The organism is Lacticaseibacillus camelliae DSM 22697 = JCM 13995 (assembly GCF_001311195.1).
Taxonomy (GTDB): domain Bacteria; phylum Bacillota; class Bacilli; order Lactobacillales; family Lactobacillaceae; genus Lacticaseibacillus; species Lacticaseibacillus camelliae.
The window spans coordinates 16,291-41,310 of sequence record NZ_BBAJ01000016.1 but is presented as its reverse complement, the minus strand read 5'-3'; the positions used below and the strand labels follow the sequence as shown (position 1 = coordinate 41,310).

General features: G+C 55.6%; 15 protein-coding genes, 1 tRNA gene and 9 pseudogenes. 11 read left to right on the top strand and 14 right to left on the bottom strand.

Annotated elements, in window-relative coordinates; all coding sequences use genetic code 11:
* Window positions 1-367: putative RNA methyltransferase (locus JCM13995_RS04695; RefSeq protein ID WP_369385609.1), on the bottom strand; the 367-nt coding region annotated here is incomplete at its 3' end.
* 69 nt (window positions 368-436) lie between these two features.
* Between JCM13995_RS04695 and JCM13995_RS04690 the strand changes: the two genes are divergently transcribed.
* The 6 genes and pseudogenes from JCM13995_RS04690 (at window position 437) to JCM13995_RS04665 (ending at window position 5,813) form a co-directional block, all read left to right on the top strand.
* On the top strand, window positions 437-1,384 hold the full coding sequence (locus JCM13995_RS04690) for a magnesium transporter CorA family protein (protein ID WP_054663000.1): 948 nt from the start codon (window positions 437-439) through the stop codon (window positions 1,382-1,384).
* A gap of 180 nt (window positions 1,385-1,564) precedes the next feature.
* A pseudogene (locus JCM13995_RS17535) lies at window positions 1,565-2,542 on the top strand (GMP reductase).
* A gap of 110 nt (window positions 2,543-2,652) precedes the next feature.
* Entirely contained in the window at window positions 2,653-3,687 is a 1,035-nt protein-coding gene (locus JCM13995_RS04680; protein ID WP_054662997.1) for a lactonase family protein, read from the top strand.
* A 142-nt stretch (window positions 3,688-3,829) separates the two neighbouring features.
* Window positions 3,830-4,650: pseudogene (locus JCM13995_RS04675) on the top strand (undecaprenyl-diphosphate phosphatase).
* 12 nt (window positions 4,651-4,662) lie between these two features.
* The gene (locus JCM13995_RS04670; protein ID WP_173581556.1) at window positions 4,663-5,301 is read left to right on the top strand and encodes a copper homeostasis protein CutC; all 639 of its coding nucleotides are present in this window, start codon (window positions 4,663-4,665) and stop codon (window positions 5,299-5,301) included.
* Window positions 5,302-5,351: 50 nt separating this feature from the next.
* Window positions 5,352-5,813: a hypothetical protein gene (locus JCM13995_RS04665; RefSeq protein WP_054662992.1), complete on the top strand. Its 462-nt coding sequence runs from the start codon at window positions 5,352-5,354 to the stop codon at window positions 5,811-5,813.
* Between the two features lie 72 nt (window positions 5,814-5,885).
* Here JCM13995_RS04665 and JCM13995_RS04660 read toward each other — a convergent pair.
* The 4 genes and pseudogenes from JCM13995_RS04660 to yjbM form a co-directional block, all read right to left on the bottom strand.
* A pseudogene (locus JCM13995_RS04660) lies at window positions 5,886-6,754 on the bottom strand (DegV family protein).
* 16 nt (window positions 6,755-6,770) lie between these two features.
* Window positions 6,771-7,667 (bottom strand): annotated as a pseudogene (locus JCM13995_RS04655) (RluA family pseudouridine synthase).
* Complete coding sequence (locus JCM13995_RS04650) at window positions 7,657-8,466, bottom strand: NAD kinase (RefSeq protein WP_054662989.1); 810 nt, start codon at window positions 8,464-8,466, stop codon at window positions 7,657-7,659. Before JCM13995_RS04650 ends, JCM13995_RS04655 begins: the two are co-directional and overlap by 11 nt.
* A complete protein-coding gene (gene yjbM, locus JCM13995_RS04645) occupies window positions 8,441-9,136 on the bottom strand; it encodes a GTP diphosphokinase (RefSeq protein ID WP_054663003.1) in 696 nt (231 codons plus the stop codon). Before yjbM ends, JCM13995_RS04650 begins: the two co-directional genes overlap by 26 nt.
* Window positions 9,137-9,266: 130 nt before the next feature.
* Here yjbM and JCM13995_RS04640 point away from each other — a divergent pair, with 130 nt between their 5' ends.
* From JCM13995_RS04640 to ald, 4 genes are all read left to right on the top strand, one after another.
* Window positions 9,267-9,461 (top strand): CYTH domain-containing protein, encoded by a 195-nt coding sequence (locus JCM13995_RS04640; protein ID WP_054662986.1) that lies wholly within the window; start codon window positions 9,267-9,269, stop codon window positions 9,459-9,461.
* A gap of 35 nt (window positions 9,462-9,496) precedes the next feature.
* On the top strand, window positions 9,497-9,859 hold the full coding sequence (locus JCM13995_RS04635; RefSeq protein WP_054662983.1) for a CYTH domain-containing protein: 363 nt from the start codon (window positions 9,497-9,499) through the stop codon (window positions 9,857-9,859).
* Window positions 9,860-9,943: 84 nt separating this feature from the next.
* Complete coding sequence (locus JCM13995_RS04630; RefSeq protein WP_225350717.1) at window positions 9,944-10,585, top strand: DsbA family protein; 642 nt, start codon at window positions 9,944-9,946, stop codon at window positions 10,583-10,585.
* A gap of 115 nt (window positions 10,586-10,700) precedes the next feature.
* A complete protein-coding gene (gene ald, locus JCM13995_RS04625) occupies window positions 10,701-11,780 on the top strand; it encodes an alanine dehydrogenase (protein ID WP_054662977.1) in 1,080 nt (359 codons plus the stop codon).
* Here ald and JCM13995_RS04620 read toward each other — a convergent pair.
* A complete protein-coding gene (locus tag JCM13995_RS04620) occupies window positions 11,777-12,841 on the bottom strand; it encodes a competence protein CoiA (RefSeq protein ID WP_054662974.1) in 1,065 nt (354 codons plus the stop codon). The genes ald and JCM13995_RS04620 overlap by 4 nt on opposite strands.
* 112 nt (window positions 12,842-12,953) lie before the next feature.
* On the opposite strand from JCM13995_RS04620, the pseudogene JCM13995_RS04615 reads away from it, so the two are divergent.
* Window positions 12,954-14,290, top strand: a pseudogene (locus tag JCM13995_RS04615) (metallophosphoesterase).
* A gap of 143 nt (window positions 14,291-14,433) precedes the next feature.
* Here JCM13995_RS04615 and JCM13995_RS04610 read toward each other — a convergent pair.
* From JCM13995_RS04610 to JCM13995_RS04575, 8 genes and pseudogenes are all read right to left on the bottom strand, one after another.
* Entirely contained in the window at window positions 14,434-16,227 is a 1,794-nt protein-coding gene (locus JCM13995_RS04610) for an ABC transporter ATP-binding protein (protein WP_054662971.1), read from the bottom strand.
* Window positions 16,202-17,944: pseudogene (locus JCM13995_RS04605) on the bottom strand (ABC transporter ATP-binding protein). Before JCM13995_RS04605 ends, JCM13995_RS04610 begins: the two are co-directional and overlap by 26 nt.
* Before the next feature lie 175 nt (window positions 17,945-18,119).
* Window positions 18,120-18,203, bottom strand: a tRNA-Leu gene (locus JCM13995_RS04600).
* Window positions 18,204-18,338: 135 nt separating this feature from the next.
* Window positions 18,339-19,289, bottom strand: a complete 951-nt coding sequence (locus JCM13995_RS04595; protein WP_054662968.1) for an ATP-binding cassette domain-containing protein — start codon at window positions 19,287-19,289, stop codon at window positions 18,339-18,341.
* A complete protein-coding gene (locus JCM13995_RS04590; protein WP_054662959.1) occupies window positions 19,279-20,394 on the bottom strand; it encodes an ABC transporter ATP-binding protein in 1,116 nt (371 codons plus the stop codon). Before JCM13995_RS04590 ends, JCM13995_RS04595 begins: the two co-directional genes overlap by 11 nt.
* Window positions 20,395-20,408: 14 nt before the next feature.
* Window positions 20,409-21,355 (bottom strand): annotated as a pseudogene (oppC, locus tag JCM13995_RS04585) (oligopeptide ABC transporter permease OppC).
* A gap of 3 nt (window positions 21,356-21,358) precedes the next feature.
* Window positions 21,359-22,869 (bottom strand): annotated as a pseudogene (locus tag JCM13995_RS04580) (ABC transporter permease).
* A 115-nt stretch (window positions 22,870-22,984) separates the two neighbouring features.
* Window positions 22,985-24,954 (bottom strand): annotated as a pseudogene (locus JCM13995_RS04575) (ABC transporter substrate-binding protein).
* Window positions 24,955-25,020: the final 66 nt, after the last annotated feature.

Genomic DNA, 25,020 nt, shown 5'->3' with positions numbered 1-25,020 from the left:
GGGCCGAAATGTCAAAGCCCACCGCCAGGGCACCGCTTTGCGCCAGCGCCGCAGTCGGCGTGCCTTCCCCGCAACCGACGTCGAGCACCGTCTCGCCAGCGCCAAGCCGGCTGCCAATGGCCTCGATGAATGGCGCAAAGAAGCCCGCCTGTAGGACGCGCCGCCGGGCCTCCAGCATTGGCGTATCGTACTCCGTCGGACTCGGCTTCGCCAGAAAATTGACCGTCCCTTTTTTGGCCAAATCGTACCGGTGCCCATTCGGACACAGCAAACTGGTCCCACTCACACTCAGCGGCTCGCCGCAAACTGGACAAGCAAACACTGCCAGTTGGGCCATCACCTTGGCTTTTTCCTCAATTTTTCGCATCGCGCATCCCTTTCCCGCGAACTCTCACAGTTTTATAGTACACTTAAGAAAAAGTCTGCGGAGGTCATCATGCTTTCTGTTTACAAATTCGATGATACAAAAGGCGGCGTGAAGCCACAAGCCAAAATCGAACCCGGGGTTTGGATCAACGTGACTGCGCCCAGCAAAGACGAGCTGTCCACGCTGGAAAAAAAGACCCGCGTGCCGGAAGACTTTCTGCTCTACGGCTTGGATCCCGACGAAGGCGCCCGCTACGAATACGATGCGGACGTGAACGTGCACCTGCTTATTTTTGATATGCCCGTGGCGACGCTGGACCCGAAAAAGCGTGTCACCTACAAAACAATCCCGCTGGCCATTATTATCACCGCAACCGCCCTGATCACGATCGATACGCAGACCCAGCCGCTACTTTCGCTGTTTGCCGAAAATCGGGTGCCTGACTTTGACCCCCGACGTCAAAATCACGCCGCGTTGCAAATGATGTACCGCGCAACGGCAGCCTACCTGACGTACTTGCGGGACATCAACAAGGCGCGCGAGAGCTTGGAAGCAAAACTGCAATCTAGTCTGCGCAACGAGGAGCTTTACGGGTTAATGGGAATTCAGCGCGGCTTGGTGTACTTCATGATGAGCTTGCGCACCGATCGCAACGTGCTGCAGCAGCTCGAACGCACGGATCCCTTGCAGCTGGACGAGGAAGGCACTGACCTGCTGGATGATATCCTGATCGAAAACCAGCAAGGAATTGAAATGGCACAGATCTCGAATTCGATCATCAGCGAAACCACAGACACCTACTCCAACATCATTAACAACAACATGAATGGAGTCATGAAGTTTCTCACCTCTTACTCCATCATCTTGACCATTCCCACGCTGGTGTTCTCGTTCTACGGCATGAATATGGACTTACCCTGGGCGGGGATGCATATCTCTTGGATCATCACCATCATCATCTCTTTGATCATCTCGGTCCTCATCGGCCTGCAGTTCTGGAAAAATCGGTACTTCTAACACATGACCCTCGCCGCGGCGAGGGTTTTCTTTTCCCCGTCCGAGGCATTGTTCGGAACGTATCGAACATTAAAATATTATTTTTGAGAATAAGTTGACATTTCCGAACGCTTACCGTATATTAGCGCGTGGTGTGGCAAAGGTCACACGAGTTCTCGATGTGGTGAAAGGACGATAAGCATGGAAATTTTTGATTACGAAGATATTCAGCTGATTCCAAATAAATGCGTGGTGCGCTCACGCAAGGAAGTGGATACCAGCGTTGAGTTCGGCGGCCGCAAATTTAAATTGCCAGTCGTCCCTGCGAATATGCAAACCATTATTGACGCACCGCTGGCCAAGTGGCTCGCCGCCAACGGTTACTTCTACGTGATGCACCGGTTTAATCCGGAAACGCGAGAACAGTTTGTCCGCGACATGCACGAGGCCGGCCTGTTTGCCTCGATATCCGTGGGGGTGAAGGACGAGGAGTTCGCCTTCATCAAATCGCTTGCCGGCGCTCAGCTGGTGCCTGAATACATCACGATCGACATCGCTCACGGGCATTCCGACATTGTGATGGACATGATCCGCCACATCAAAAAAATACCTGCCAGGCAGTTTTGTGATCGCAGGCAACGTCGGCACGCCCCAAGCGGTCCGCGATTTGGAAAACGCAGGGGCTGACGCCACCAAGGTCGGCATTGGCCCAGGCAAGGTTTGCATCACCAAGCTCAAGACGGGCTTTGGGACTGGCGGCTGGCAACTGGCTGCGCTGAGATGGTGCGCCAAGCCGCGCGCAAGCCGATAATCACCGACGGCGGCATCCGCAACAATGGCGACATCGCCAAAAGTATTCGCTTTGGGGCGACGATGTGCATGATCGGCTCACTATTTGCCGGGCACAAAGAAACGCCAGGCAAGCACATTGTCAAAGACGGCAAAGAATACCAGGAATATTACGGCTCCGCCTCTGAATACCAAAAAGGCACCCACCACAACGTTGAAGGCAAGAAAATCCTGCTGCCGGTCAAGGGCTCAATCAAAGACACGTTGGTCGAAATGCAAGAAGACCTCCAGTCAGCAGTTTCCTACGCGGGTGGTCGCGACATCGGCGCGCTTAAGGCCGTCGATTACGTGATCGTGAAAAACTCGATTTTTAACGGTGATCAGTACTAACTTCGCCCTCACAACCGCCTGCCGTCCTCGGCAGGCGGTTGTGTGTTTCGAAGCTGTATCCGGTTTCTGCTATAATGGTCGGGTACGTATCTAACCAAGGAGGCAATACATTGAAAGAAACTGTTTTACTTGGTGGTTACACCAAACACGAAGGCCAAGGCGTTTACCGCGCGACCTTCGATTCGGAAACGGGCACCATGAGTGAAGCCGAGCCGTACATCACCGGCATTGGCTCGCCCACTTACCTGGCCGTCTCCAAGGCGAATGCGGCGTATGTCGTTGACGCCGCGGATGGCAAAGGCGGTTTAGCAGCCTTTGACCTGAACCAGACCCCACCGCAGCTGCTCAACACCGTGCTGGAACCGGGTACGAGTCCCGCCCATGTGTCGATTGACGAAAAGCGGCAGCTCGTCTTTGCCGCGAATTACCACGAAGGCCGCGTCAATGTCTATAAAATCAACCCCGACCGCACCCTCACGCCGACCGATGTTGCCCGGCACCATGGCCATGGCCCACTGCCTGAACAGGATGCCAGCCACGTCCACTTTGCCGGTCTGACCCCTGACAGGCGCCTCGCGGTCATCGATTTGGGGACGGACGAGGTCTACACCTACCCGCTTGACGAAGCAGGCAAACTCGGCACGCCGGCGATCCTCAAGCTGGCCCCTGGGTTCGGGCCGCGCCACCTGGTGTTCCATCACGACAAACCGATTGCCTACCTACTGGGTGAGCTTTCCAGTCAGATCACCGTCTTGCAGTACGATCAGGCCACCGGCGGGTTCACCCAAGGTCAGACCCAGAAGACCATTCCGGCCGACTGGACTAAGCACAACGGCGCCGCAGCCATTCGCATCAGCGCGGACTCCCGGTTTATCTACGTGACCAACCGCGGCTACAACAGCGTCACCGTTTACGCGGTCTCAGAAGATGGCCTAGAGCTGACCGAAGTGCAGCAGATTTCAACGGAAGGCGACTTCCCGCGCGATGCCAATCTTGATCTCACCGAAAACTACCTGCTGGCGGTCAACCAGAATACCAGCAACGCAACGCTGTATCAGCGCGACAGCGGCTCCGGCAAGCTGACGATGGTCCAAAAGGATATTGTCGCCCCAGAATCTGTCAATGTGGTCTTCCTCAAAGCGTAACGCCTAAAGTCTCACAGCGTGCCCACACGGCGCGCTGTTTTACTGTGGGAAGTCAGGCTTTACCGAAATTTTTCCTTTTCCGCCTAGCCATAATTGGTGAGTCCGGTATACTTGACCCATTGGCAACTTTGAGGAGGATAATATGTTAGATATCATTAAAGCAGCAATCATCGGGATTGTTGAAGGCCTGACCGAGTTCCTGCCGATCAGCTCCACCGGCCACATTGACCTGGTCGATCAAATCGTCAAAATCAATCAAAGCCCGGCCTTCATGGCCATGTTCGAGTACGTGATCCAGTTTGGGGCGATCCTGGCGGTGGTGCTGCTGTACTTCAACAAGCTCAACCCTTGGGCACCCAGCAAATCAAAACCGGAGCGTGCCGCGACTTGGACGCTGTGGTTTAAGGTCATTGTGGCCGTCCTGCCTTCGGTCATCATCGGCCTGCCGCTGAACGACTTCATGGACGCGCACTTACACAAGCCGATCGTGGTCGCCTCGATGCTGATCCTGTACGGGATCTTGTTCATCATCATCGAGAACTACTTCAAGGACCGCTCACCTAAAATCACTACGCTGGCGGACATCAGCTTTCAAACCGCGCTGTTCATTGGGCTGTTCCAAGCCCTCTCAATCGTTCCGGGGACCAGCCGCTCTGGGGCAACGATCCTTGGGGCCATCATCCTTGGGGCCAGCCGCTACGTCGCGACAGAATTCTCATTTTTCCTGGCGATCCCGACCATGGTCGCGTCTCGATTTTGAAAATCGGCTCCTACCTGATGAAGGGCAACGTCTTCACCGGCTTACAGTGGGGCATTTTGCTGACTGGTATGCTTGTCTCGTTCCTGGTCGCCATTGTGGCCATCAAGTGGCTGCTTAAGTTTGTGCAGACGCACGATTTCAAGCCGTTTGGCTGGTACCGCATCGCCTTGGGCTTAGTGGTACTGCTAGTCTTATTCATCTAGGAGGTTCTCATGCTGTTAAAAGAAGCTTGTGTTGAAAACTTTACTGACATTCCGGCGGCCTTGCGCGCCGGTGCCAACCGCATTGAGTTGAACGACAACCTCACCGTTGGCGGCACGACCGTTTCGCGCGGGGTCATGGCTGAAGCCATTCGCTACGTCCACGAGCACGATGCCGGGATCGTCTGCATGATTCGGCCACGCAGCGGCAACTTTGTCTACACGGACACCGAGCTGAAAATCATGGAGGCTGACCTGTTTGTCGCCCAGGAACTCGGCGCGGACGGCGTGGCCTTTGGGGCCTTGACGAAAGACCACTGGTTGGACGAAGAGGCGATGGAAAACCTGATCGGCGCCGCTGGCGGAATGAACGTCGTTATGCACATGGCGTTCGACGAGATCCCGGCAGCGCGTCAACAGGCCGCCATTGACTGGCTGGCCGCCCATGACGTGAGCCGCATCCTGACTCACGGCGGCCCGCTGAGTGTGCCCATTGCCCAAACGGTGCCTCACCTGCAGGAGCTCGTGAAAATGGCTGCGGGCAAGCTTGAGATCCTGCCCGGCGGCGGCGTGACTGCGGCTAATGTCGATGAAATCACCGCAGCCATCGGCGTCAAGCAGGCCCATGGCACCAAGGTGGTCACTTTCAAGTAACAGTCAACGCCGCGAGGATGATCCTCACGGCGTTTTGCAGGAGGCGGCAAATGGATCCCCAATTTACGACCATTCAGCTGAGCGGCGGCGGCATGACCCGGGCGGCGCTGGTCAACGCGCTGCGCGAGCGGCACGTCCAAACCGACCAGGCTGCCGAGCGGCTCCTCCAGACCATGCCCGTTTACCCAGGTGAGCGGCCCTACCCGATCCGTCTGGGGCTGATCCGCGCGCGTGACCTAGGGTTGAGCCAAGGCAGCACCCTGCCGCACATTTTTCAAACGGCCCAGCACTACGGCCTGGGCTTGGTGCCCCTTGCCGCCGCGGCCTTCCTGAGACTACAATGGGGCGATCAACCGGCCGGCAACGTTTTTTGTTGCCAGCCCTGCCCTCAGCAACCAAGGCCCGCGTGGGTTCGCGCTGACCAAGGCAGCAAAGCAGCTGCAACTGCACGGCTTTTTTTGCCAGCGATGACAAGCCGTGGCCGGCGACGACCAGCTTTGCGTTTGAGCTGAGTGTCTGACCACACAAAAGGCGACTGCCAGCCAATCTTGACTCGATTGGCTGGCAGTCGCCTTTTTGATTTCTTACTGCCGTTTGTCCGTCCCCATGACGAACGCCGCCACGCAGCCGAAACCGGTGTGGCTGGCAATCGTGAGCCCGATATCGCCCACCGTCACGTTCGCGGCTGGCGCTTTAGCCAAAATGTAATCTCGGACCTGGTTGGCCGCCTCGTAGTCCCCGGAAGTGGCAATCAGGATGGGCTGCTGCGGATCGCTTGGCAGCGCCGCCAGCATCTTGTCTCCAAGCGTGGTCAGCGACCGCTTGCGAGCCCGCACCTTACCGTCTACACGCAGCCGGCCCAGAGTATCCACGTCCATGATCGGCTTGATGTTGAGCAGCGTCCCCAGCGCTGCCGATGTGCGTGACACACGGCCGCCGTGATACAAATAATCCAACGAATCGACAGTAAACCATTCCTGAAGGCGCAGCGATTCTCTTCGAACCAAGCCACCAGCTCCGCCAGGGTCTTGCCTTCTTTTTGCAGCCGGATGGCTTCAAGCACCATGCGCCCCTCCCCCTCAGAGGCTGCCAGGGTGTCCACCAGCGCGATTTGCGCCTCAGGATACTTCTCCAGCACCATGGCCTTGGCCTCGGTCGCCGCCTCAAAGGAACTGCTCAGACCGCTCGAAAACGCAATGTAGGCGACCGGCGTTCCCGCCTTGGCGTATGGCGTGAAAAAGTCGACATACTCGCCAACATTGATGGCCGAAGTGGACGGCATCACGCCATTTTTGATTTTCGCAAAAAAGTCTTTTAGCTCGTACGAGCCCCCCATGTCATCCGTCAGATCCTGGCCTTCAACATTGAAGTGAAAGGACACGAAGTTAACATTCGCATCTGCCAGGGTCTGACGCGGCAAATCGCACGCAGAATCGGTCAATAGTTGGTACATCTTTCCCACATCCTCATTATTTTTGGGCCAGGCCCAACTCGTTCTCCAAAGATAACATATCGTTCGGCAGCGGTGCCGTCAACTCCAGCGGCTTTTTCAGGATGGGGTGCCAGAAATGGAGATGGGAGCAGTGCAGCGCCTGGCGGTTCAGCAGCGGCCGGCCCGCCATAGAGATCGTCCCCGAACAACGGATGACCAATGGCGGCAAAATGCACGCGGATCTGGTGCGTCCGGCCGGTGTGCAGCTGCACGCGCACCAGACTGCCGCGCCTGTTTTGCGCCAGCGTCTCAAACTCCGTGACCGAACGCTTTCCCGATGGCACAACGGCGCGCTTCATGTAAAACTCAGGGCCATGGCCAATCGGCAGCACCAACCAGCCGTGCCGCGGCAGTTTCCTCGCGCCGGCGACCAGCGCCAAGTATTCCTTCTGCAGGTCGTCTGTGTGCAGCTCGGCGTCCAGCAGGCTGTGGATCAGCCACTTTTGGCAAATAGCATCAGCCCGCTGGTGTCACGGTCCAGCCGCGTCACCACGTGAATCGCCGTGCTTTCCGCATGCGTCTTTAGCAGGTAAGCTTTCACCCGGTTGGCCATCGTGTCCGGACTTTTGCCGACATCTGGAATAGAGGGGACCCCGGCGGGTTTGTTGACCACCATTAGGTATTCATCCTCGTAAACGATCGCAAGCGGCGCGGCGAATGGCACCACCGCGTCCGCGGCTACTTCCGGCGCGGTTTGTAAAAAGATCACATCACCCGGCCGCAAAGTAAAAGCGGTGTTGCGTTGTCTTTTGTTCACAAACACAAAACCGCCATGAAACTTCAACTGTTTGAGCTGAGCCTGTGAAAACCCTTGGTGCCGCAAGAACGTCTGCAGGCTGACTCGCGGCCCTTGATAAGTCCACTTAAAGCGCATCCGGTTTCTTCTCCCCGATGAAGGCGTCCTCAACGCGGTCCCAGAAGTGCATGTGCCGATAACTGGCAAAGCGGATTTTTTCACTTGCCACTTTGAACCGGATCGCGTTGATCATGGCCGGCTTGGCCGTGAACTGATCAATCGACATCACATACTCCTGAAACGGCTCCGGCCGCAAGGACACCCATTCGTCTGGCGCCAGGATCATCGGGGCCGCCAGCGTGCGGAACACGCGGTTGTTGATCGAGGCGATCTCCGTCATTTGCAGGGCAGCCAGCCGAGGGTGGATCACCGCGCCCCCATTGGACTTGGAATAAGCCGTCGACCCTGTCGGGGTGGCCACGCACAGCCCATCGCCGCGAAAGCTTTCAAAAAAATTCTCCTTGACGTAAACATCAGTGCGCATGGTGCCGCTCGTGCCCTTCAACGTGGCTTCATTCAGCGCTAAAAAGTGCGCAGTCGTCCCGTCTTCGTAGTCGACCAGCACATCCAGCAGTGGGTAACTGGTACTTTCCCCAGAATCCCGCTTAAGGGCCGCAATCAGCTCATCCGTCTCGTAGTCACGCCAGTCGGTGTAGAATCCCAGGTGGCCAGTGTGGACCCCGATGAATCGGACCTCATCCAGCACCGCGGCGTAGCGATGGAACGCCGAAAGCAGGGTGCCATCCCCGCCAATGGTGATGACGACTTCCGGATGCGGCACGTCCACCTCAAAATTAGCCTGTTTCAGCCCCTTGATCAGTTTTTGCCGGGCCGCCTGAGAACTCGCGTTATTATTTGCTTGGATCGCTATGCGCATCGTCATTCATCCTTTGCTTACCGTCAGCGTCGTTATCATGGGAAGAATCCGGTTCATCCAACCGCCGCGGCATATTCTGCCCTTTGCCGTAGGAAAACAGGCGCTGCGCCTCCTGAATTTCTTCACGGATCTCGGACATTTCGTTATCAAGCAGCGCCGAGGCCTGGGCCGCGCGTTTGAGCCGCTCTTTCAGCGCATCGGGGAACTCCCCTTGGTATTTGTAGTTCAGCGAGTGTTCAATGGTGGCCCAGAAGTTCATCGCCATGGTCCGGATCTGGATCTCGGCCAGCAGCTTTTTCTCGCCTTCCACCATTTGGACCGGATACTCAATGACCACGTGATAGCTCCGGTAACCCGATGGCTTCACGTTGGTCACGTAGTCCCGCTCCTCGACGACCTTCATGTCCGTGCGCTGGTGGATCAGATCCACGACGGCGTAAATATCCTCGACAAACTGGCACTGGATCCGCAGCCCGGCGATATCCTGCATGTCCTGTTCAAGCAAGGCATCCGAGATGTACCTTCGCGACTGTTTTTCGATGATCGAATCCACCGGTTTGACGCGGCCGGTGACAATTTCAATCGGGGAATGACGGCTTTCCTGAAGGAATTGGCTGCGCATACCGCGAAATTTAATTTTAAGTTCCTTCACTGCCTGCTCGTATGGCATCAAAAAAAGTATCCCAATCGCGCTGCATGCCAAAGCCTCCACTCTGATTCTGTTTCATTTTACCATAAATGCGCCGCCTGCCACCCACCGGCCAGAAGAGTAGCTGTATACTATTACCGAGGTGAATTGTATGAGTATCCAATCCGAGCAAGAGTTCAAAACCCTGATCACAGCTGACCAAGCTGCCGCCTTGCAGGCCGCACTGCCCTTTGCCCCGGCATTCGGTCAAGCCAATACCTACTATGACACGGCCGATTTTCGCTTGCACAAAGCTGGCCTGGGCCTGCGCATCCGGCTCTTTAACACGCGGCTGAGGAAACGCTAAAGCTCCCCAAAGGGCCCGACCGCCTGCTTGAGGAAATGACTGACCCTCTGACCGTCAGTGAAGCGCGCCAGCTGATCCGGGCCAACAGCGTCGCCACCCACGGCCAGATTCGCGAGTATTTAGCGAGCCAGCAGATCCTGCCAGACAACCTTCAGCAATTTGCCGCGGCCACCACCTGGCGGCGCTTACTCGATGTTTCTGCCGGAAAGCTGACCTTAGATGAAACGCTGTACCCAAACGGCAAGCGGGACTGGGAGCTGGAGCTGGAGTACACCGACCCAGCAGCCGCCCAGCGTTACTGGGATCAAACGACCAAGCAGTTTGCAATCGCCTTGCAGCCCGTGCAAAACAAAGTTCGGCGGGCGTATGCCAACGTGAATATTTCACAAGCTGATTAATTGTCTTTGATAAGATTTCTGGTAAGGTAAGGATAAACAATAGGCACCGACAGTCGGTGCAAAGGTTGGTCAAACCTTAACCCGTTGCTTATTAGCCCAAACTGGAGGATTCGCCGTGTTAGAACTTTTCTTGTTCATCAACCCCATTGGCAGCCGCTGCGTGAAGCAGAACTGATCGTCCAGCGTCTTTCCAGTGAGTTGACGCAAAAGATCAGCCTCCGCTTCGTTCCGCTGGTCAACTTTAAAGTCATCGACCAGTACATGGCCGATGCCCATTTGGATTCGCACAATCTGGCCCTTCGCAACCAGTTGTTTGACACGGCCTACCAATTGGCTGTGGACTACAAGGCAGCCCAGTTTCAGGGCAATCAAAAGGCACGCAAGCTGCTGATCATGGAACAGGCCCACATGACGATTCCAGTTGCCCCTTACGACCAGGAGACGGCCTATGAGTGCCTCGAGGCGGTCGGGTTCGACCTCGACGCGTTTCGTGATGATCGGCGCCGCGAAGAAATGCACCACTGTCTCGCCTCCGATCAAGCGATTGCCGTCGAGATGGGGATCACCAAGACGCCGGCGGTGGTGATCATGAACAGCGCAAGTGCCGGCGATGGGCTGCGCCTGGGCAACCTGAAATCCTACGAACGGTTTAAGAGCGTCGTGCAAAAAATTATCACTCAGCCAGAGATTCAACCCTCAAAAGACTTATTCCACGTTTTGCAGTGACCAAACGGCCAGGCAATTGCCTGGCCGTTTTTTTTGCTTGACAGCGTAACCGCTTTCTCGCTTTTGCTGCAGGCAGGCGCGTATCATTAACTCATATCAGCAAGGAGATGAACTCATGAAAATTGGAATCCCCAAAGAACTCAAGAACAATGAAAATCGTGTTGCCCTGACCCCCAGCGGCGTGCAGAGTTTTGTCGCCGCCGGTCACCCCGTCGCCGTGGAACACGATGCCGGTTTCGCCGCTGGCTATGCCGACGAAGCCTATGAGGCGGCCGGTGCCACGATGACCGATGCCAGTACCACCTGGGCAGCAGAAATGGTGATCAAGGTGAAAGAACCCCTGCCGGCCGAGTATCACTTCTTTCGGCAAGGGCTCATTCTTTACACCTACCTGCACTTGGCCGCAAACCGTGAGTTGACCTTGGCACTGCTCAAAGCCGGGGTGACCGGCATCGGTTACGAAACCATGGTGGGGCCGGCAGATGACCTCCCCGCGCTGGCCCCGATGAGCCAAGTGGCGGGACGGATGGCGGTGCTTGTTGGGGCGGAATGCCTGCAGAATCAAAACGGCGGCAAGGGAATCCTGCTAACCAGTGTCCCTGGTGTGCCGAAAGCCCATGTCGTGGTCATCGGCGGCGGCGTTGTCGGTGAAAATGCGGCGCGCACCGCGCTTGGCTTGGGCGCACGGGTCACCGTCATGGACATCAACGCCCATGTCCTTGCCAAACTCGACACCGACTTTGATGGTCAAATCGAAACGCTGTTCTCGACGCCGGCTAATCTCAGCGCCATTCTCCCCACTGCAGATCTGGCCATCGGGGCGGTGCTGATCCCAGGCGCCAAGGCGCCGAAAATCGTGACCGAAGAAATGGTGGCCAGCATGCAGCCCGGCTCGGTCGTCGTCGACATTCCGATCGATCAAGGCGGCATCTTTGCCACGTCAGATCACGCGACCGACTTCGACCACCCCACCTATGTTAAACACGGCGTCATTCATTACGCTGTGGCCAATATTCCAGGGGCCGTGCCGCGGACAGCCACCGAAGCTTTAACGGCGGTCACGACCCCGGCGGGGCTCAAGATCGCCAGCCTGGGGCTGGCCAAAGCCGCCAAAGCCGACAACATGGTGTTCACTGGGATCAATACTTACCAAGCGCCCTGGTTGAGCACGCCGTTGCCCAAAGCCTGGACTTAGCTGAGGCCGGCCTGGCCGAGCGCCTGTAACTTTTCATCGACTGTGTCGTACCACCGCGGCACGCGGCGCCACTGCCAGCCAGTGGCGCTTTCCTGTAAATACCCCCCAGTTGTCAACACGGCCAGCCATTGCCGCCGCACTGCCGCCTGCAGCAGGCCCTCAGGCAGCTGCGGGGCGCGCACGCTTGAATACTGCTGCCAGAAAGCCGCCTCGGCGGCTTTTTCAATGGGCTGATGCTGAAACCGAAGCAGCCACGCGGCGCGGATGGCCCACTCCGGGGCATCAAGACCTGGTAAATGCCGCAGCGCTTGATGCATGAGCCAAGGCGCGCCCGCCAAGTTTAGGCCTTGGCCGCTGGCGCGCGCCTGCAACTGCATCACGGCCGGTGCACGGTGAACAAGCGCGGCCTGAATCGCCTTGGCGCGACTGGCGAGCGGCTCAACGTACACTCGCGTCTGTCTCCTGGTCGGCAGGCCCTGGCGATACTCGGTTTCAACGATGGCTTGGCTTGTCAGCTGCAAGAGTGTCATCGCTTGCTTGGCCGGGTCCAGCTGCCAAAGATGAAATCCCATGTCCTTGCCCCACCGCAGAAACCTTGCCTGCTTGCTGCCGGGCCAACGGGTCAGATACTGCGGCCCCGCGATCCAAATCACCTCTAAGTTTAGTGACTGATAGCCATCCGTCCGCGCTTTAATCCGCTCCGGGCTGATCCCACTGCACTGAAACTCCAAAATGCGCTGCCTGCCCTGGTGCTCCCAGACGACATCGGCGCGCTGCTGAATCTCAGGATAATAAGTCTCCAGCGTCACCGTCTCGCCGATCTGCGCCCCAAACTTGGCCAGCCACCATTTGCCGGCCAGGTGGGTCTCACTTTCCGGCTCACTTGACGTTTTGCAGGCGTTGTCCTTGTGCGCAAAGTGCGCGATCAGTTGGGCCCCGTTTTTGATTCGCAGCTCGCCTCGACACGCCGGACAGCGAAAGCGCTGACCGCTAAGCCCTTTCGCCTGCTCGTGGCTGCGCAGCGTCACCAGCTCATCTGCCTCATTCAACGCAACTAGCATGCCCCTCACCTCCAGTCAAAGATTACGCCGTCTCACACCGGAAACGCATCGGCAATACACGACTAACTGCGGTACAATCAATTTAACGAATATATCTAAGGTGGGGTCGCGGATGAAGTGGTTTGGCAAAATCTTGAGTGCATTGCTCGCAATGAGCCTGCTGGCGTGGGGGCTGACCCTGGCGACCCCGCAGCGCACTGCGGCCAAGGTGCTCACCCAAAGTCGCACACCAAGCTTCTGGGTGCTGTCAGACTCGCATTTCATCGCGCCGGCCCTGCATGATCACCAGGCGGCCTACCGCGAGATTGCCCGCAGCGCCGCGGGCAAAGACGTTGACTACCAGCCGGTGGCCATTCGCGCACTGGTGCACGAGGCGCTGACCGCCCGGCCGCGTCCCACTGCCGTGATCATTACCGGTGACGTCACCTTCAACGGGGCCAAGGCCAGTGCGCAAAGCCTCGCAAAGCGGCTGGCCCCCTTGCAAAAAGCGGGCATCCACGTTCTGGTCACGCCTGGTAACCATGACATCTACGACGGCTGGGCGCGCAAGTATCAGGCAACCGGCAACTCAGAGTGGCCCACATCAGCCCCACGGACTGGCGCAATATTTTTAGCGATGGCTACCGCAATGAAACCAGCGAGGATGCGGATTCGCTGAGTTACACCGTGACGCTGAATCGCGATTATCAGCTGATCATGCTTGACTCCAACATTTACACCGTTCAGCCGAGCAATCGCAATCCCAACACCGGAGGCGAGTTGAAGCCAGCGACCATGAGCTGGCTGCGCAGTCAGCTGGCGGCCGCCAAGAAGGCCGGCCGCACCAGCCTGGTCTTCATGCACCACAATCTGTACACGCACAACGCCATGGTCAACCGCGGCTACGTGTTGAATAACGCCCCGCAGCTTCGCAAGTTGTTGACCCAGTACCATGTGCCCGTTGTCTTTTCTGGTCACATTCACGCCCAGGATATTAAAAGCGGCAGCACGGCTGCCGAACCAGTGGAAATCGTTGATGGGGCCTTTTCGATCTCACCGGCCGGATATGGTGTCGTGCAGCTGACGCCGAACCAGTTGACGTATGATCGCCAAGCCGTCAACGTCCGGCCCGTGCTGACGGCCAAACAAAAACACAATCCTGACCTGATGCACTACCAGGCCTACCTGAAGAAGCTCTTCCTGCAAAATGGTGAGGCGCTGGCGGTAAACAGCCTCTTTGACCATCAGATGAGCGAACGCAAACGCGAGGCCGGCGTTAAATTCTTGGGTGAGCTCAACTGGCGCTTCTTCACCGGCCAAGACGACATTTCCAATGCGGCGGCGGCCAAGCTGCGCGCCACAACCGGTTACCAGGTGGATGACCAAGTGCCGAGTATTCATCGCTATATGAAATCAATTATGCAGGATAAAGATCGCAACGACCTGCATCAAGTCATCCCCACCAAGTGAAGTGCGCGACATAAATGCCCCAATCGCGTTCCATCACGCAACAGTCGAGTAAACAAACACCTCTGCACCGCGATTTTAAACCGCATCGTGGCGCAGAGGTGTTTGTCTTGTAGGCTAAAACGACTTAATGTCTCAGTCGCCTGCTAATGCTGATCGAACTGACTGTTGTACAAGGCAGCATACGCCCCGTTGCGCTTCAGCAGTTCCTCGTGCGTGCCGCGCTCCACGACGCGCCCATCATCAATGACCAGAATTTGATCAGCGTGACGAATCGTAGACAGCCGGTGGGCAATCACAAAGCTGGTCTTGCCTTTCATCAGCCCGGTCATGGCCCGCTGAACATCCGCCTCGGTGTTGGAATCGATTGATGCCGTTGCCTCATCCAAGACCAGCACCGGCGCCTCAGCAATGAAGGCACGGGCAATGCTGAGCAGCTGCCGCTGGCCCTGCGAGATGTTGTGCGCATTCTCGGCTAGCACGGTATCATAGCTGTCCTTCAGCTGGCGGATAAACCCGTCTGCATGGGCGCGCTGCGCCGCCAGCACCACGTCATCGTCGGTCGCATCGGCTCGGCCCAGCCGAATGTTTTCTCGAATCGACAGCTGGAACATGTAGGGCTCCTGTTGAACCACGGTGATCAAGTGCCGCAGGTCCTCACGCCGAATCAAAGTCACGTCGCGACCGTCCAGCAGCACCCGGCCGGACTGCAGCGGGTAAAGATTGGTCAGCAAGTTCATGATGGTGGTCTTGCCCGCGCCGGTTGCCCCTACCAGCGCGATGGTCTGGCCAGGTTCAGCAACGAGGTTAATGTCATGCAAAATCTGGCGGCCCGGTTCATAGGCAAAATCAACGTGCTCGAACTCAACGTGCCCGGTGGTGGTTTTAACTGAGACCGCCTCTGGGACATCTTTCTCCGGCTGCTCATCGATCACCTCAAAGACACGCTCAGCCGAAGCCAGCGAAAGCTGCAGGGTGTTGATCAAATTCAGGACATTGTTGATCGGCCCGGTGAAATTGCGCAGATAGATCAGAAACGTGAAGATGATCCCAACCGTGATCGTACTGCTGCCGGTGAGGATCGAAAATGCCCCTGCGGCGGTGATGGCAAGGTACGCCAGGTTGTTGGTCCCGTTGTTCACCGGCCCGATAAAGCTGGACACAGACTGGGCGATGAACGCGGCATGCGTGTATCGCGCATTGGTCTGATTAAATGTCGCCATCGTGTCCGCCTCGTGGTCAAAAAGCTGGACCACCTGCTTACCCGAAACCGATTCCTCAATCTGCGTGTTCAAAGCGCCCAGTGCCTCCTGCTGCGTCATGAAGGCCTTCTGCGTGACCTTAGCCGCAGCGCGGGTGAACAGGTACGTCAACCCCGAGGCGGCCAGCGCGATCAGCGTCAGGAGCGGCGACAGCACCAGCATCGCTGCCCCCATGCCCACGACAGAAACAATGCCCGTAAAAAGTTGGACAAAGGTCTGCATCATGGCGGTGTTGATGTTGTCCACGTCGTTGGTCAGCCGCGACATCACATCCCCGTTGTCATGAGTGTCAAAGTAGCGCATCGGCAGGCGCTGGAGATTGCTGAAGATATCACGGCGAATGTCCGCCGACGCCTTCTGGGCGACTTTTACCGTCACCGCATTCTGAAAATAGGTGAACACCGCCGAGAGCAGGTACATCACGCCAAGGACCAAGCAGATGACATAAAGCAAATGCAACTTGCTGGCCTTGAGAAACTGATCGACGACAATGCCGTTGACCCGGTTGCCAATAATGGTCGCCGCGGTGGTGAAGATGGTCAGCACAAACACAATAATCAGCTTGCCGCGCGCAAACCCAATGTACCCTAAAATCCGCCGCGCCGTCGCCTGCCAGTCCGTGACTTGGGCCTTTTCCTGGTGCAGGTTGTGTCTAGGCCCGCGATTCATCACTTGCATCAAAACGCCCTCCTCCCAGCTGAGTCTCAACCAACTGCGCGTAAAACGGCGAGCTGGCCAGCAGCTCCTGATGGGTCCCCCGGGCCGCCAGTCGCCCTTCCTGCATCACCAGGATCTGATCGCATTGCAGCAGGTTGGCCACCCGCTGCGAGATGATCAGCGTCGTGCGGCCGCGCCGGTGCTCGACCAGCCGCTGCTGAATCCTGGCGTTCGTGGTTTGGTCGACCGCGCTCGTCGCGTCGTCAAACACGAGAATATCCGGGTCAGGCACGGCCGCACGCGCAATGTTCAGCCGCTGCCGCTGGCCGCCTGAGAAGTTCTTCCCGCCTTGCTCAACCGGGGCATCATACCGCTTGGGCAGCGGCTCGATGAACTCATCTGCGTCCGCCAAGTGCGCGCCGGCCGCCAGCTCGGCCTCGGTGGCTGCTTTTTCACCAAAGGTCAGATTGTGCCGCACCGTCCCAGAAAACAGCATGGCGTCCTGAGTGGCCACGGTCACCTTGTGTGCACAGCCGCCAAGTCGAGCTGCTGGGTGTCCACACCGCCGATCCTAATAGTGCCGGTGTAATCATCAAACCCGCGCGTCAGCAAGTTGATCAAGGTCGACTTGCCGGAACCAGTGGTGCCGATAATGCCGAGCCACTGCCCGCTTGGCACGGAGAAACTGATGTCATCCAGAATGGGCTTGCTTTGATCGTAGCCGAACGACACGTGATCAAACGTCACACTCGAATCCTGTGGCGCGTCAGCAGCAGAACCCACCTGCACCTCACCGACTTGCTCGCTGAGGACCGCTTGAACGCGCGTCGCCGATGTGATCGCCCGCGAAAAGGCGGTGATAATGTTCACCGTCATGACCATCGCGTTGGTGATCTGAATCATGTAATTGATGAAGGCAATGATTTGCCCATCCAGGATCACCCCACCGACGTCCAGGGTGCCACCATACGCCAACGCGATCACGACCCCAAGATTGAGCAAAAATTGAATCACCGGCGCGAGCGGCACCGTCGCCATGGAAGCCCGCACGGAGCTGTCAAGCAAGGCGTTATTGGTCTCAGTAAACTGCGCCTGCTGGTGATTTTCAAGCACAAACGCTTTGATGGTCTTAGCGCCTTGCAAATTTTCCCGCATCACTCGGTTCATGTCATCGGTTTTGCCTTGCATGTCCGTGTAAAACGGCAGGCTGCGCCGCATCACGACCAGCGTGTAAACCAGCAGAATTGGCAGGATCACGAATAAAATCGGCGCCAGGCGCGGCGACACCAGCGTCGACATCACGACGCCGCCGAGCATCAGCATCGGCGCCCGCACCATCCCACGGGTCATCATCATCACCAAATTTTGCATCTGGGTCACGTCGTTGGTGATACGGGTGATCAAAGTTGCCGGCGGCAGGCCGCCAGCCGCGCGAGAATTTAAGGCAATGGTCAGCATTTTCGTGCGCAGGCTCTGCCCCATGTGCAGTGAGGCATAATTGCCCAAGACGCCGGACCCGCCTCCGGCACAGATGCCGATCAACGCAAACATCAGCATCAAGGCCGCCGTTTTGATCACGAACTGCATGTCCCCCTTGGCCAGCCCTGAGTCCACAATGTCCGCCATCATCGTCGGCTGCTGCAAGTCGCAGAAGACCTCGATCAGCATGACCAGCGGCGCAAGAAAAAAATGTCAGGCGCACCTTGCCATGCATATTTTGCATCAGGATTTTAAACACCTTGCCACCTCCACGAAAAAAAAGCGCCACTGAACCCAGGCCTAGTAAGGACTAAGGATCCGTGGCGCTGCTTGAAATGTTCATAAGGTCAGTTTACTGCACATCGCCCGGCTGTCAAATATTTTAGACGACAAAAAAACCGGCCATCTGGGGATGACCGGTTCAAGAACTTTGATGCCGCAAACAGGAGTCGAACCTGCACAGGGAAAACCCTACAGCGACCTGAACACTGCGCGTCTGCCAATTCCGCCATTGCGGCAGCAACAACTAGTATTATAGCAAGCGCGGCACGCTTTGCCAACCGTTTTCGGATTCAAAAAGTCCCCACTCGTGATGAGTGGGGACTTACGGGAAGCCGTCCAGAGGGGGCCGAACGACCTACCAGAGGAGCAGACTAGATCTGACCCTGTTCTTTCAATTCCTTGGTGTAACGGGCCTGTTCTTCTTCGTTGCAGTAAACGAAGTGACCAGGCTTGATCTCGACAAACTTTGGCTTATCGGTTTCGTAGTGGTGCATGCTCGGGTCGTAAACATACGACTTGCGCGTGCGGGCAATTTGCGGATCCGGCACTGGCACAGCCGAAAGCAGTGCTTCGGTGTACGGATGAATCGGGTTCGTGAACAGCTCTTCAGTCGGCGCCAGCTCCAAAATGCGACCGGCGCGAATGACCGCAATGCGATCCGAGATGAACCGGACAACAGACAGGTCATGGGCAATGAACAGGTAGGTGACACCCTGTTCACGCTGGAACTTCTTCAGCAGGTTCAGCACCTGCGCCCGAATGGAAACATCCAGCGCGGAAATCGGTTCATCGGCCACCACGAGGTCCGGCTGCATGATCAGCGCGCGGGCGATCCCGATACGCTGACGCTGGCCGCCTGAGAATTCATGGGGATAACGGTACAACTGCTCTGGCAGCAACCCAACTTCCTCAAGCATCGTCCGAACTTTCTTGACGCGGTCCTCTTCGGAATCGAACAGCCCATAGTTGTACAAACCCTCCGAAATGATGTAGTCGACAGTGGCCCGGTCATTCAGGGAGGCCGACGGATCCTGGAAGATCATCTGAATCTTGCGTTCGATTGAGTGCTTCTTCTTTTCAGAGATCTTGCCGTTGATCTGTTCCCCTTCAAAGGTAATGGTCCCTTTCTCCGTTGGGTTAATGCCCAGAATGGCGCGGCCAATGGTGGTCTTGCCAGACCCGGACTCGCCAACCAGCGAGAAGGTCTCACCCTTGAAAATGTCGAAGTTGACATCCTGAACAGCAACAAACTTATCTTTCCCTGAGCCAAAGGAGATCTGCAGATCCTTCAGACTAACAATTGTTTCTTTATCATTCGCCATCTGCATCATCCTCCTTATTGGCATTGAGCGCCAGATCCAAGTTCTCCAAGTGGGATTCCGCCACAGTTGCGGCCATCCGTTCGTGCAGGTTTTGAATCAGCTTCGGCTTTTCAGTCTTCGGCGCCCGCGGATCCAAGAGCCATGTCTTGGCGTAATGCGTATCGGAAACCTTGAAGAATGGCGGGTCGGCCTTGAAGTCAACCTTCATCGCCCACGGATCGCGCGGCGCGAAGGCGTCGCCGACAATGTCCTTGTACAGACTTGGCGGCGTGCCTGGAATCGAGTACAGCTGACCACCCTTTTGGGCCAATTGCGGCAGCGAGGACAGCAAGCTCCAAGTGTACGGGTGACGCGGATCGTAGAAGATCTCGTCGCAGGTGCCGTACTCAATGATGCGGCCGGAATACATGACTGCGATGCGGTCGGCAATGGACGCCACAACCCCCAGGTCATGCGTAATGAAAATGGTGGTAAAACCGTCTTCCTTTTGGAGGGACTTGATCAAGTCGAGGATTTGGGCCTGAATCGTGACATCCAGCGCGGTTGTCGGTTCATCGCAAATCAAAATGTCTGGCCGGCAAGCCAGCGCCACGGCGATGACGATCCGTTGCCGCATGCCGCCAGAATACTCAAACGGGTACTCATTGTAGCGGGCCGCCGCATTAGGAATGCCTGTGCGGTTCATCAGCTCAATCGCAATTTGCTTTGCTTCGGCCTTCGACTTGCCCTGGTGCTTGACCACGACTTCGGCAATCTGAGACCCAATCGTCCGGATCGGGTCCAGCGATGTCATCGGGTCCTGGAAAATCGTGGCGATTTCATTGCCACGAATCCCTTCCCACTGCTTATCTTTCGTTAGCTTTTCAAGGTGCTTGCCTTTGTACACAATCGTACCACCGGCAATCTCACCGTTTTCTTCCAGCATTCCGGTAAAGCTTTTGGTCAGAACAGACTTGCCGGAACCGGACTCCCCGACAATGGCCAGTACTTCACCCTTGTAGAGATCCATCGAGACATGGTGGATTGCCTTGAGCGTCTTGCCGCGGACATGGAAGTGAACAGAGAGGTCGTCAATTTTCAGAATCGGTTCTTTTTCGTCACTCATTGTCACTCCCCCTTTTATAAGTGTGTGCGCGGATCCGAAGCATCAGCCAGCCGTTGGCCGACCAAGTACAGGGAAACCGCGATCAGCGCCAGCACAAGCACCGGCAGCCAGAACAAGTACGGATAACTCGTCATGTATGGTGAGTACTTGGAAATTAACCGGCCCAGTGACGGGGTGCTGGCCGACAGCCCAACGCCCAAGAAGGAGAGAAACACTTCATATGAAATGTAGGACGGCAAGGACAGCGAGACTTGGGTGACAATAACGGATGTCAGGTACGGCATGATGTTGCGTAAAACCATCCGTCCCAGCCCAGTGCCAGTGTCTTGGACGCAATGTTGTACTCACGATCGCGCATGATCATGACCTGGACCCGGATGAAGTACGCTGTGCCTAACCACCCGGTGACGGTCATCGCGAAAATCAGGTTCCAGAAGCCCGCCCCGAAGGAGTAGGACAGAACCATGATGATCAAAAGCTGAGGCACGTTAGAAATAACGTTGTAAACTTCCAGCATGATGCGATCAAGGCCCTTAGAAGTGCCCCAGACCGCACCAACGGCAACACCGATAACCGTCGTGATCAACGTCGCAATGACGGAAATCGAGATGGAAATTTTCGCACCAGCCCAAATCGCATCAAACAGTGATTGCCCATTGTCATCGGTCCCGAACCAGTACTTGGCACTCGGCCAGTTGTATCGGGCCCCAAAATCGTTAATTTTAGACACGTTGTTCAGCGAATAGCCAGAAAATGACGGCTGAATGAACGACATCAACAGGATTGCCAGCATCAGCAGTAATAGGAAAATGGTCATCTTGCTGGAGAAAAACGCACGGCCGACAGAACCCCAATACGAGTACTTTTCGGTATCGAGTTTTTCAGTTTCAAGCTTATCAATCTCCACCGGGGTAAAGTCGGAATCCTGAATTTCTGGTTGAGCAGTTTCTTTTTCAGCCATTGACTATTCCTCCCCCTTTGATGTGTCGGACGACGACAGCTTAATTCGCGGATCAACTAGGACCATGGCAATGTCGCCAAGCAGAACGGAGAGAACAGCAATGGTGGTGAAGATGAAGACCAGTGCGATAACGACCGCGTTATTGTGCGCAGAAATTGAATCTGGCAGCATCTTCCCCATCCCAGGGGCAGCGAAAATCTCTTCGGTCATCGTGGCCCCACCGATCAATCCGATGATAGATCCAGGAATCCCCTGAACGATTGGAATCGAGGCGTTCTTAAAGATATGCTTGGTGTAAATTTCGCTTTCGTTCAGGCCCTTGGCCTTGGCAAATTTCACGTAATCAGACTTCTGCTGGTCGATCATGAAACGCCGGAACCAGATCACCAGCCCGGAAACGCTCAGCAGCCCTAAGACCACCGCAGGCAGAACCCAAGAACGCCAGTTCTCGGCCCCCAAAGTTGGAAATGAATCCGGCAGGCCGAACAGCGTGGCCCCTAAGTAACGGAAGACGTAGATGAAGGCCAGACTCGGGACGGCAATCAGCACGGTGACCACGAAGGTCCCGGCGCGGTCGAACCACTTGCCTTTTTTTCCGCGCCATGTAAATGGCCATCGGAATCGCAATGGCGTACGAGATGATCAGCCCGATGAACCCGGCCCGGACAGAAGTCCCAACCATTGAAGGATCGCGGTTGAGTTGCTCGGTACTGGTGTAATCGTCCTTGTACTGTTCATAGGCTTCGGGATCGCGGTGCTTCCGCGGCTGGTAGGCCCGTGTGTACACGTCATCAGACGTGATGAGCTTACGACCGTTCGGGAACGTCTTAGTGATGCTGTCGGCAGGGCCTTGGCCGCCGCCAATCACTTCACTGACAGGTTCGCCAGCATAAGTTGGATAGGAAGTCCCAAGGTTGAACTTCAAGAAGTTCTCGTGAATGTACGGAAACTTCGAGTTGAAGTAAAGCTGGTAACGGTACTTTGTCCCCGAACCAACGACAGCCCAGCCAACCAAAGGATCATGCTTGATCTTCAGGTAGCGCGGCAGATTCGGGTTTTTCGGGTCATGAATGGCCCACGGGGTATCGATTTTGATCATATTGCCATAGAAGCGGCCGAGCCGTTCCCAAATTGGCAGATCACGCGTAGCATAGTAATCCTTGCTGATCTTAAAGCGGTGCAAGGTATAACCATTAGCCTTCGTCCACTTTTCGAACGCAGCTTGGTTGGAGGCGGTATGGGCAGCTGTCACTGTGACCTTAGGATCGGCTTTCTCGACCGTCTTGATCAGTGACCTAGTGTCCTTGTAATCCATGTAGTTCATTTTTTTCGTACGCGTTATTCTTGTAATCAGTCAGCGAGTCGGGCTTCGAGGACAACTTGTTGATCATCGGATCCTGCTTGAACACGTCCCGTCGTGGGATCATCGTGTAGATCAGGATGAATGTCAGGGTCGTGACCAGAAAGATACTCACGATTGAACGAAGTACGCGAAAGAACAGATACTTCTTCATGTGCGGTTCCCCCTCTTATCTTCATTAAAGAAAAAGGGCTAGTCACATTATCAGTGTGCTAGCCCTTTAACACGCCTAAGTTCAAAGAGCTTATCGAGTCAGCTCAAAGCTTAGTTTACTTGTCCTGTTCCTTAGCAATTTCAGCGCGCTTTGCGGTCCACGCCTTGAGTGCCTTGTTGAACTGCGAAGTCGTAACAGGCTTAGACTGCATCTTCATCCCATCGAAACGAGATGAACTTGCACCAGTCCATGACTTCAAACCAGTAAATGGAACAACTTTCGTTACAGAAGGAGTACCGCCCAGAGAATTGATTGGAATTTGAACGCCAGTGCTCAACAGGTAAGCTTCAGCCTTAGCAAAAGCCTTGTTACGAGCATTCGTGTCAGTTGTGATGGCCTCGGCTTGGTTAGTCAATTCCTCAAATTTATCAAGACCTGCAGCCTTGGCAGCCTTGGCGTAATCAGCCTTGTCGGCTGCGGAAGTCAAAGCAGAAGCAGGCGTCAGACCCAAGGTGTTCAGCAGCGCACCACTAGATGGCTTGTAGATATCCAGGTAAGTGGAAGGATCCTGATAGTCAGGACTCCAGCCGGAAGCGTTACTGATATCAAAGTCGGACTGTGCACCAGTTGCAGCTTGGTAAGTCCCTGCCAAGTACTTGTCTTCAGCAGCTTGGATGATGTCGATTTCAACATTGTCTTTGCCCAGCACGGACTCAACAGATTTCTTGAAGGACTTAGCTTGGTTCAGCTGCAGCGCCTGTTTTTCCTCTTCAGGAAGATCAAGCTTGATTGGGAATGAAACCCCTTCAGCAGACAGTGCCTTCTTCGCCTTGGCAAATTCAGCTTGGCAGCAGCCTTGTTGTAAGTGCCATCCTGCGCATCCGTCAGATCCATGAACTTGTATTCAGAGCCCAGTGCGTGCAGATCTGTCTGGGTGAAGGTCCCGATGTTCTTACCGTCAGCCTGAACAAAAGTAGGCGGGATGAATGAATTACGCAGAGACTTCGTCGCACCAGCGGCACCAGTTGACTGCGCGTTGTACGCGGTCTTGTTAAACGCAAACTGAATCGCCAGACGGAAGTCCTTGTTCAAAACAGCCTTCTTCGTGTCAGCCTTTTGCTTGTCCGTCTTCTTATCGGTCATGTTGTATGACTTACGGTCCAAGTTGAAGGTCATGTTGTACGTCGAAGCGTCCTGAGGACCCCAAACAACGTTCTTCTTGTTAACTGACTTGTAACCTGGCAGGTTCGGGTATACCCGCGCCTGAGAGAAATCACCCTTCTGGAAGGACTTGTACAAAGCGTCTGGGTTTGACCCGTCGTTGTATGTTTCCTTGACGTCCGTAACGTGAACGTTCTTCTTGTTCCAGTACTTCGGGTTAGCCGTGTACTCGATGACAGACTTCGAAGTGAAGTTCTTCAGCAGGTATGGGCCATCGTACAAAATCGCGTTAGCCTTTGGCTGGCCGTAGCTCTTGCCCTTTTCAGCCAAGAACTTCGCGTTGACTGGCTCCAAGATCCCATATTGCAACTTGGAGTTCCAGAATGGTTCTGCTTCATTCAAGTTGTACTGAATCTTGTTCTTGCCAACAACCTTGATGCCGACCTTGTTGAAGTCTTTGGTCTTACCATTGACGTAATCATCCAAGCCCTTGATGGAGCCTTGAACGATGTACAAGGTTTCGGACTTTGCTTCAACGGCGTGCTTCATACCAGTGATAAAGTCTTGCGGCTTAACGTTGGCATACGTGTTGCCTTGGGCATCGACCCACTTCACACCCTTACGCAGCGTGTAAGTGTAAGTCTTGCCGCCATTGGTCACCTTGTAAGAACTTGCCAGACCTGGGACGATTTCACCATACTTGTTAGTGCTCATCAAAGGCTCTTCGAAGTTGGCCAAGTGATTACTGTTGGTCGCACGACTGGTAACGGAGTAATCAAAGTTATCCGGATCAGTCGAATACACATAATTATAAGTGCTGTTCTTTGAGGAACTGTTGCTACTTGAGCTATTACCGCAAGCAGCGAGCAGTGTGGCCAGCGTCAATGCGACGACCACCGCGCCTCGTTTCTTATTCATCTTCATACACATAAGCCTCCAACCTATGAGATAGTTCCCAATTCCGCCTCTAACGTACTTGAGAATATCTAA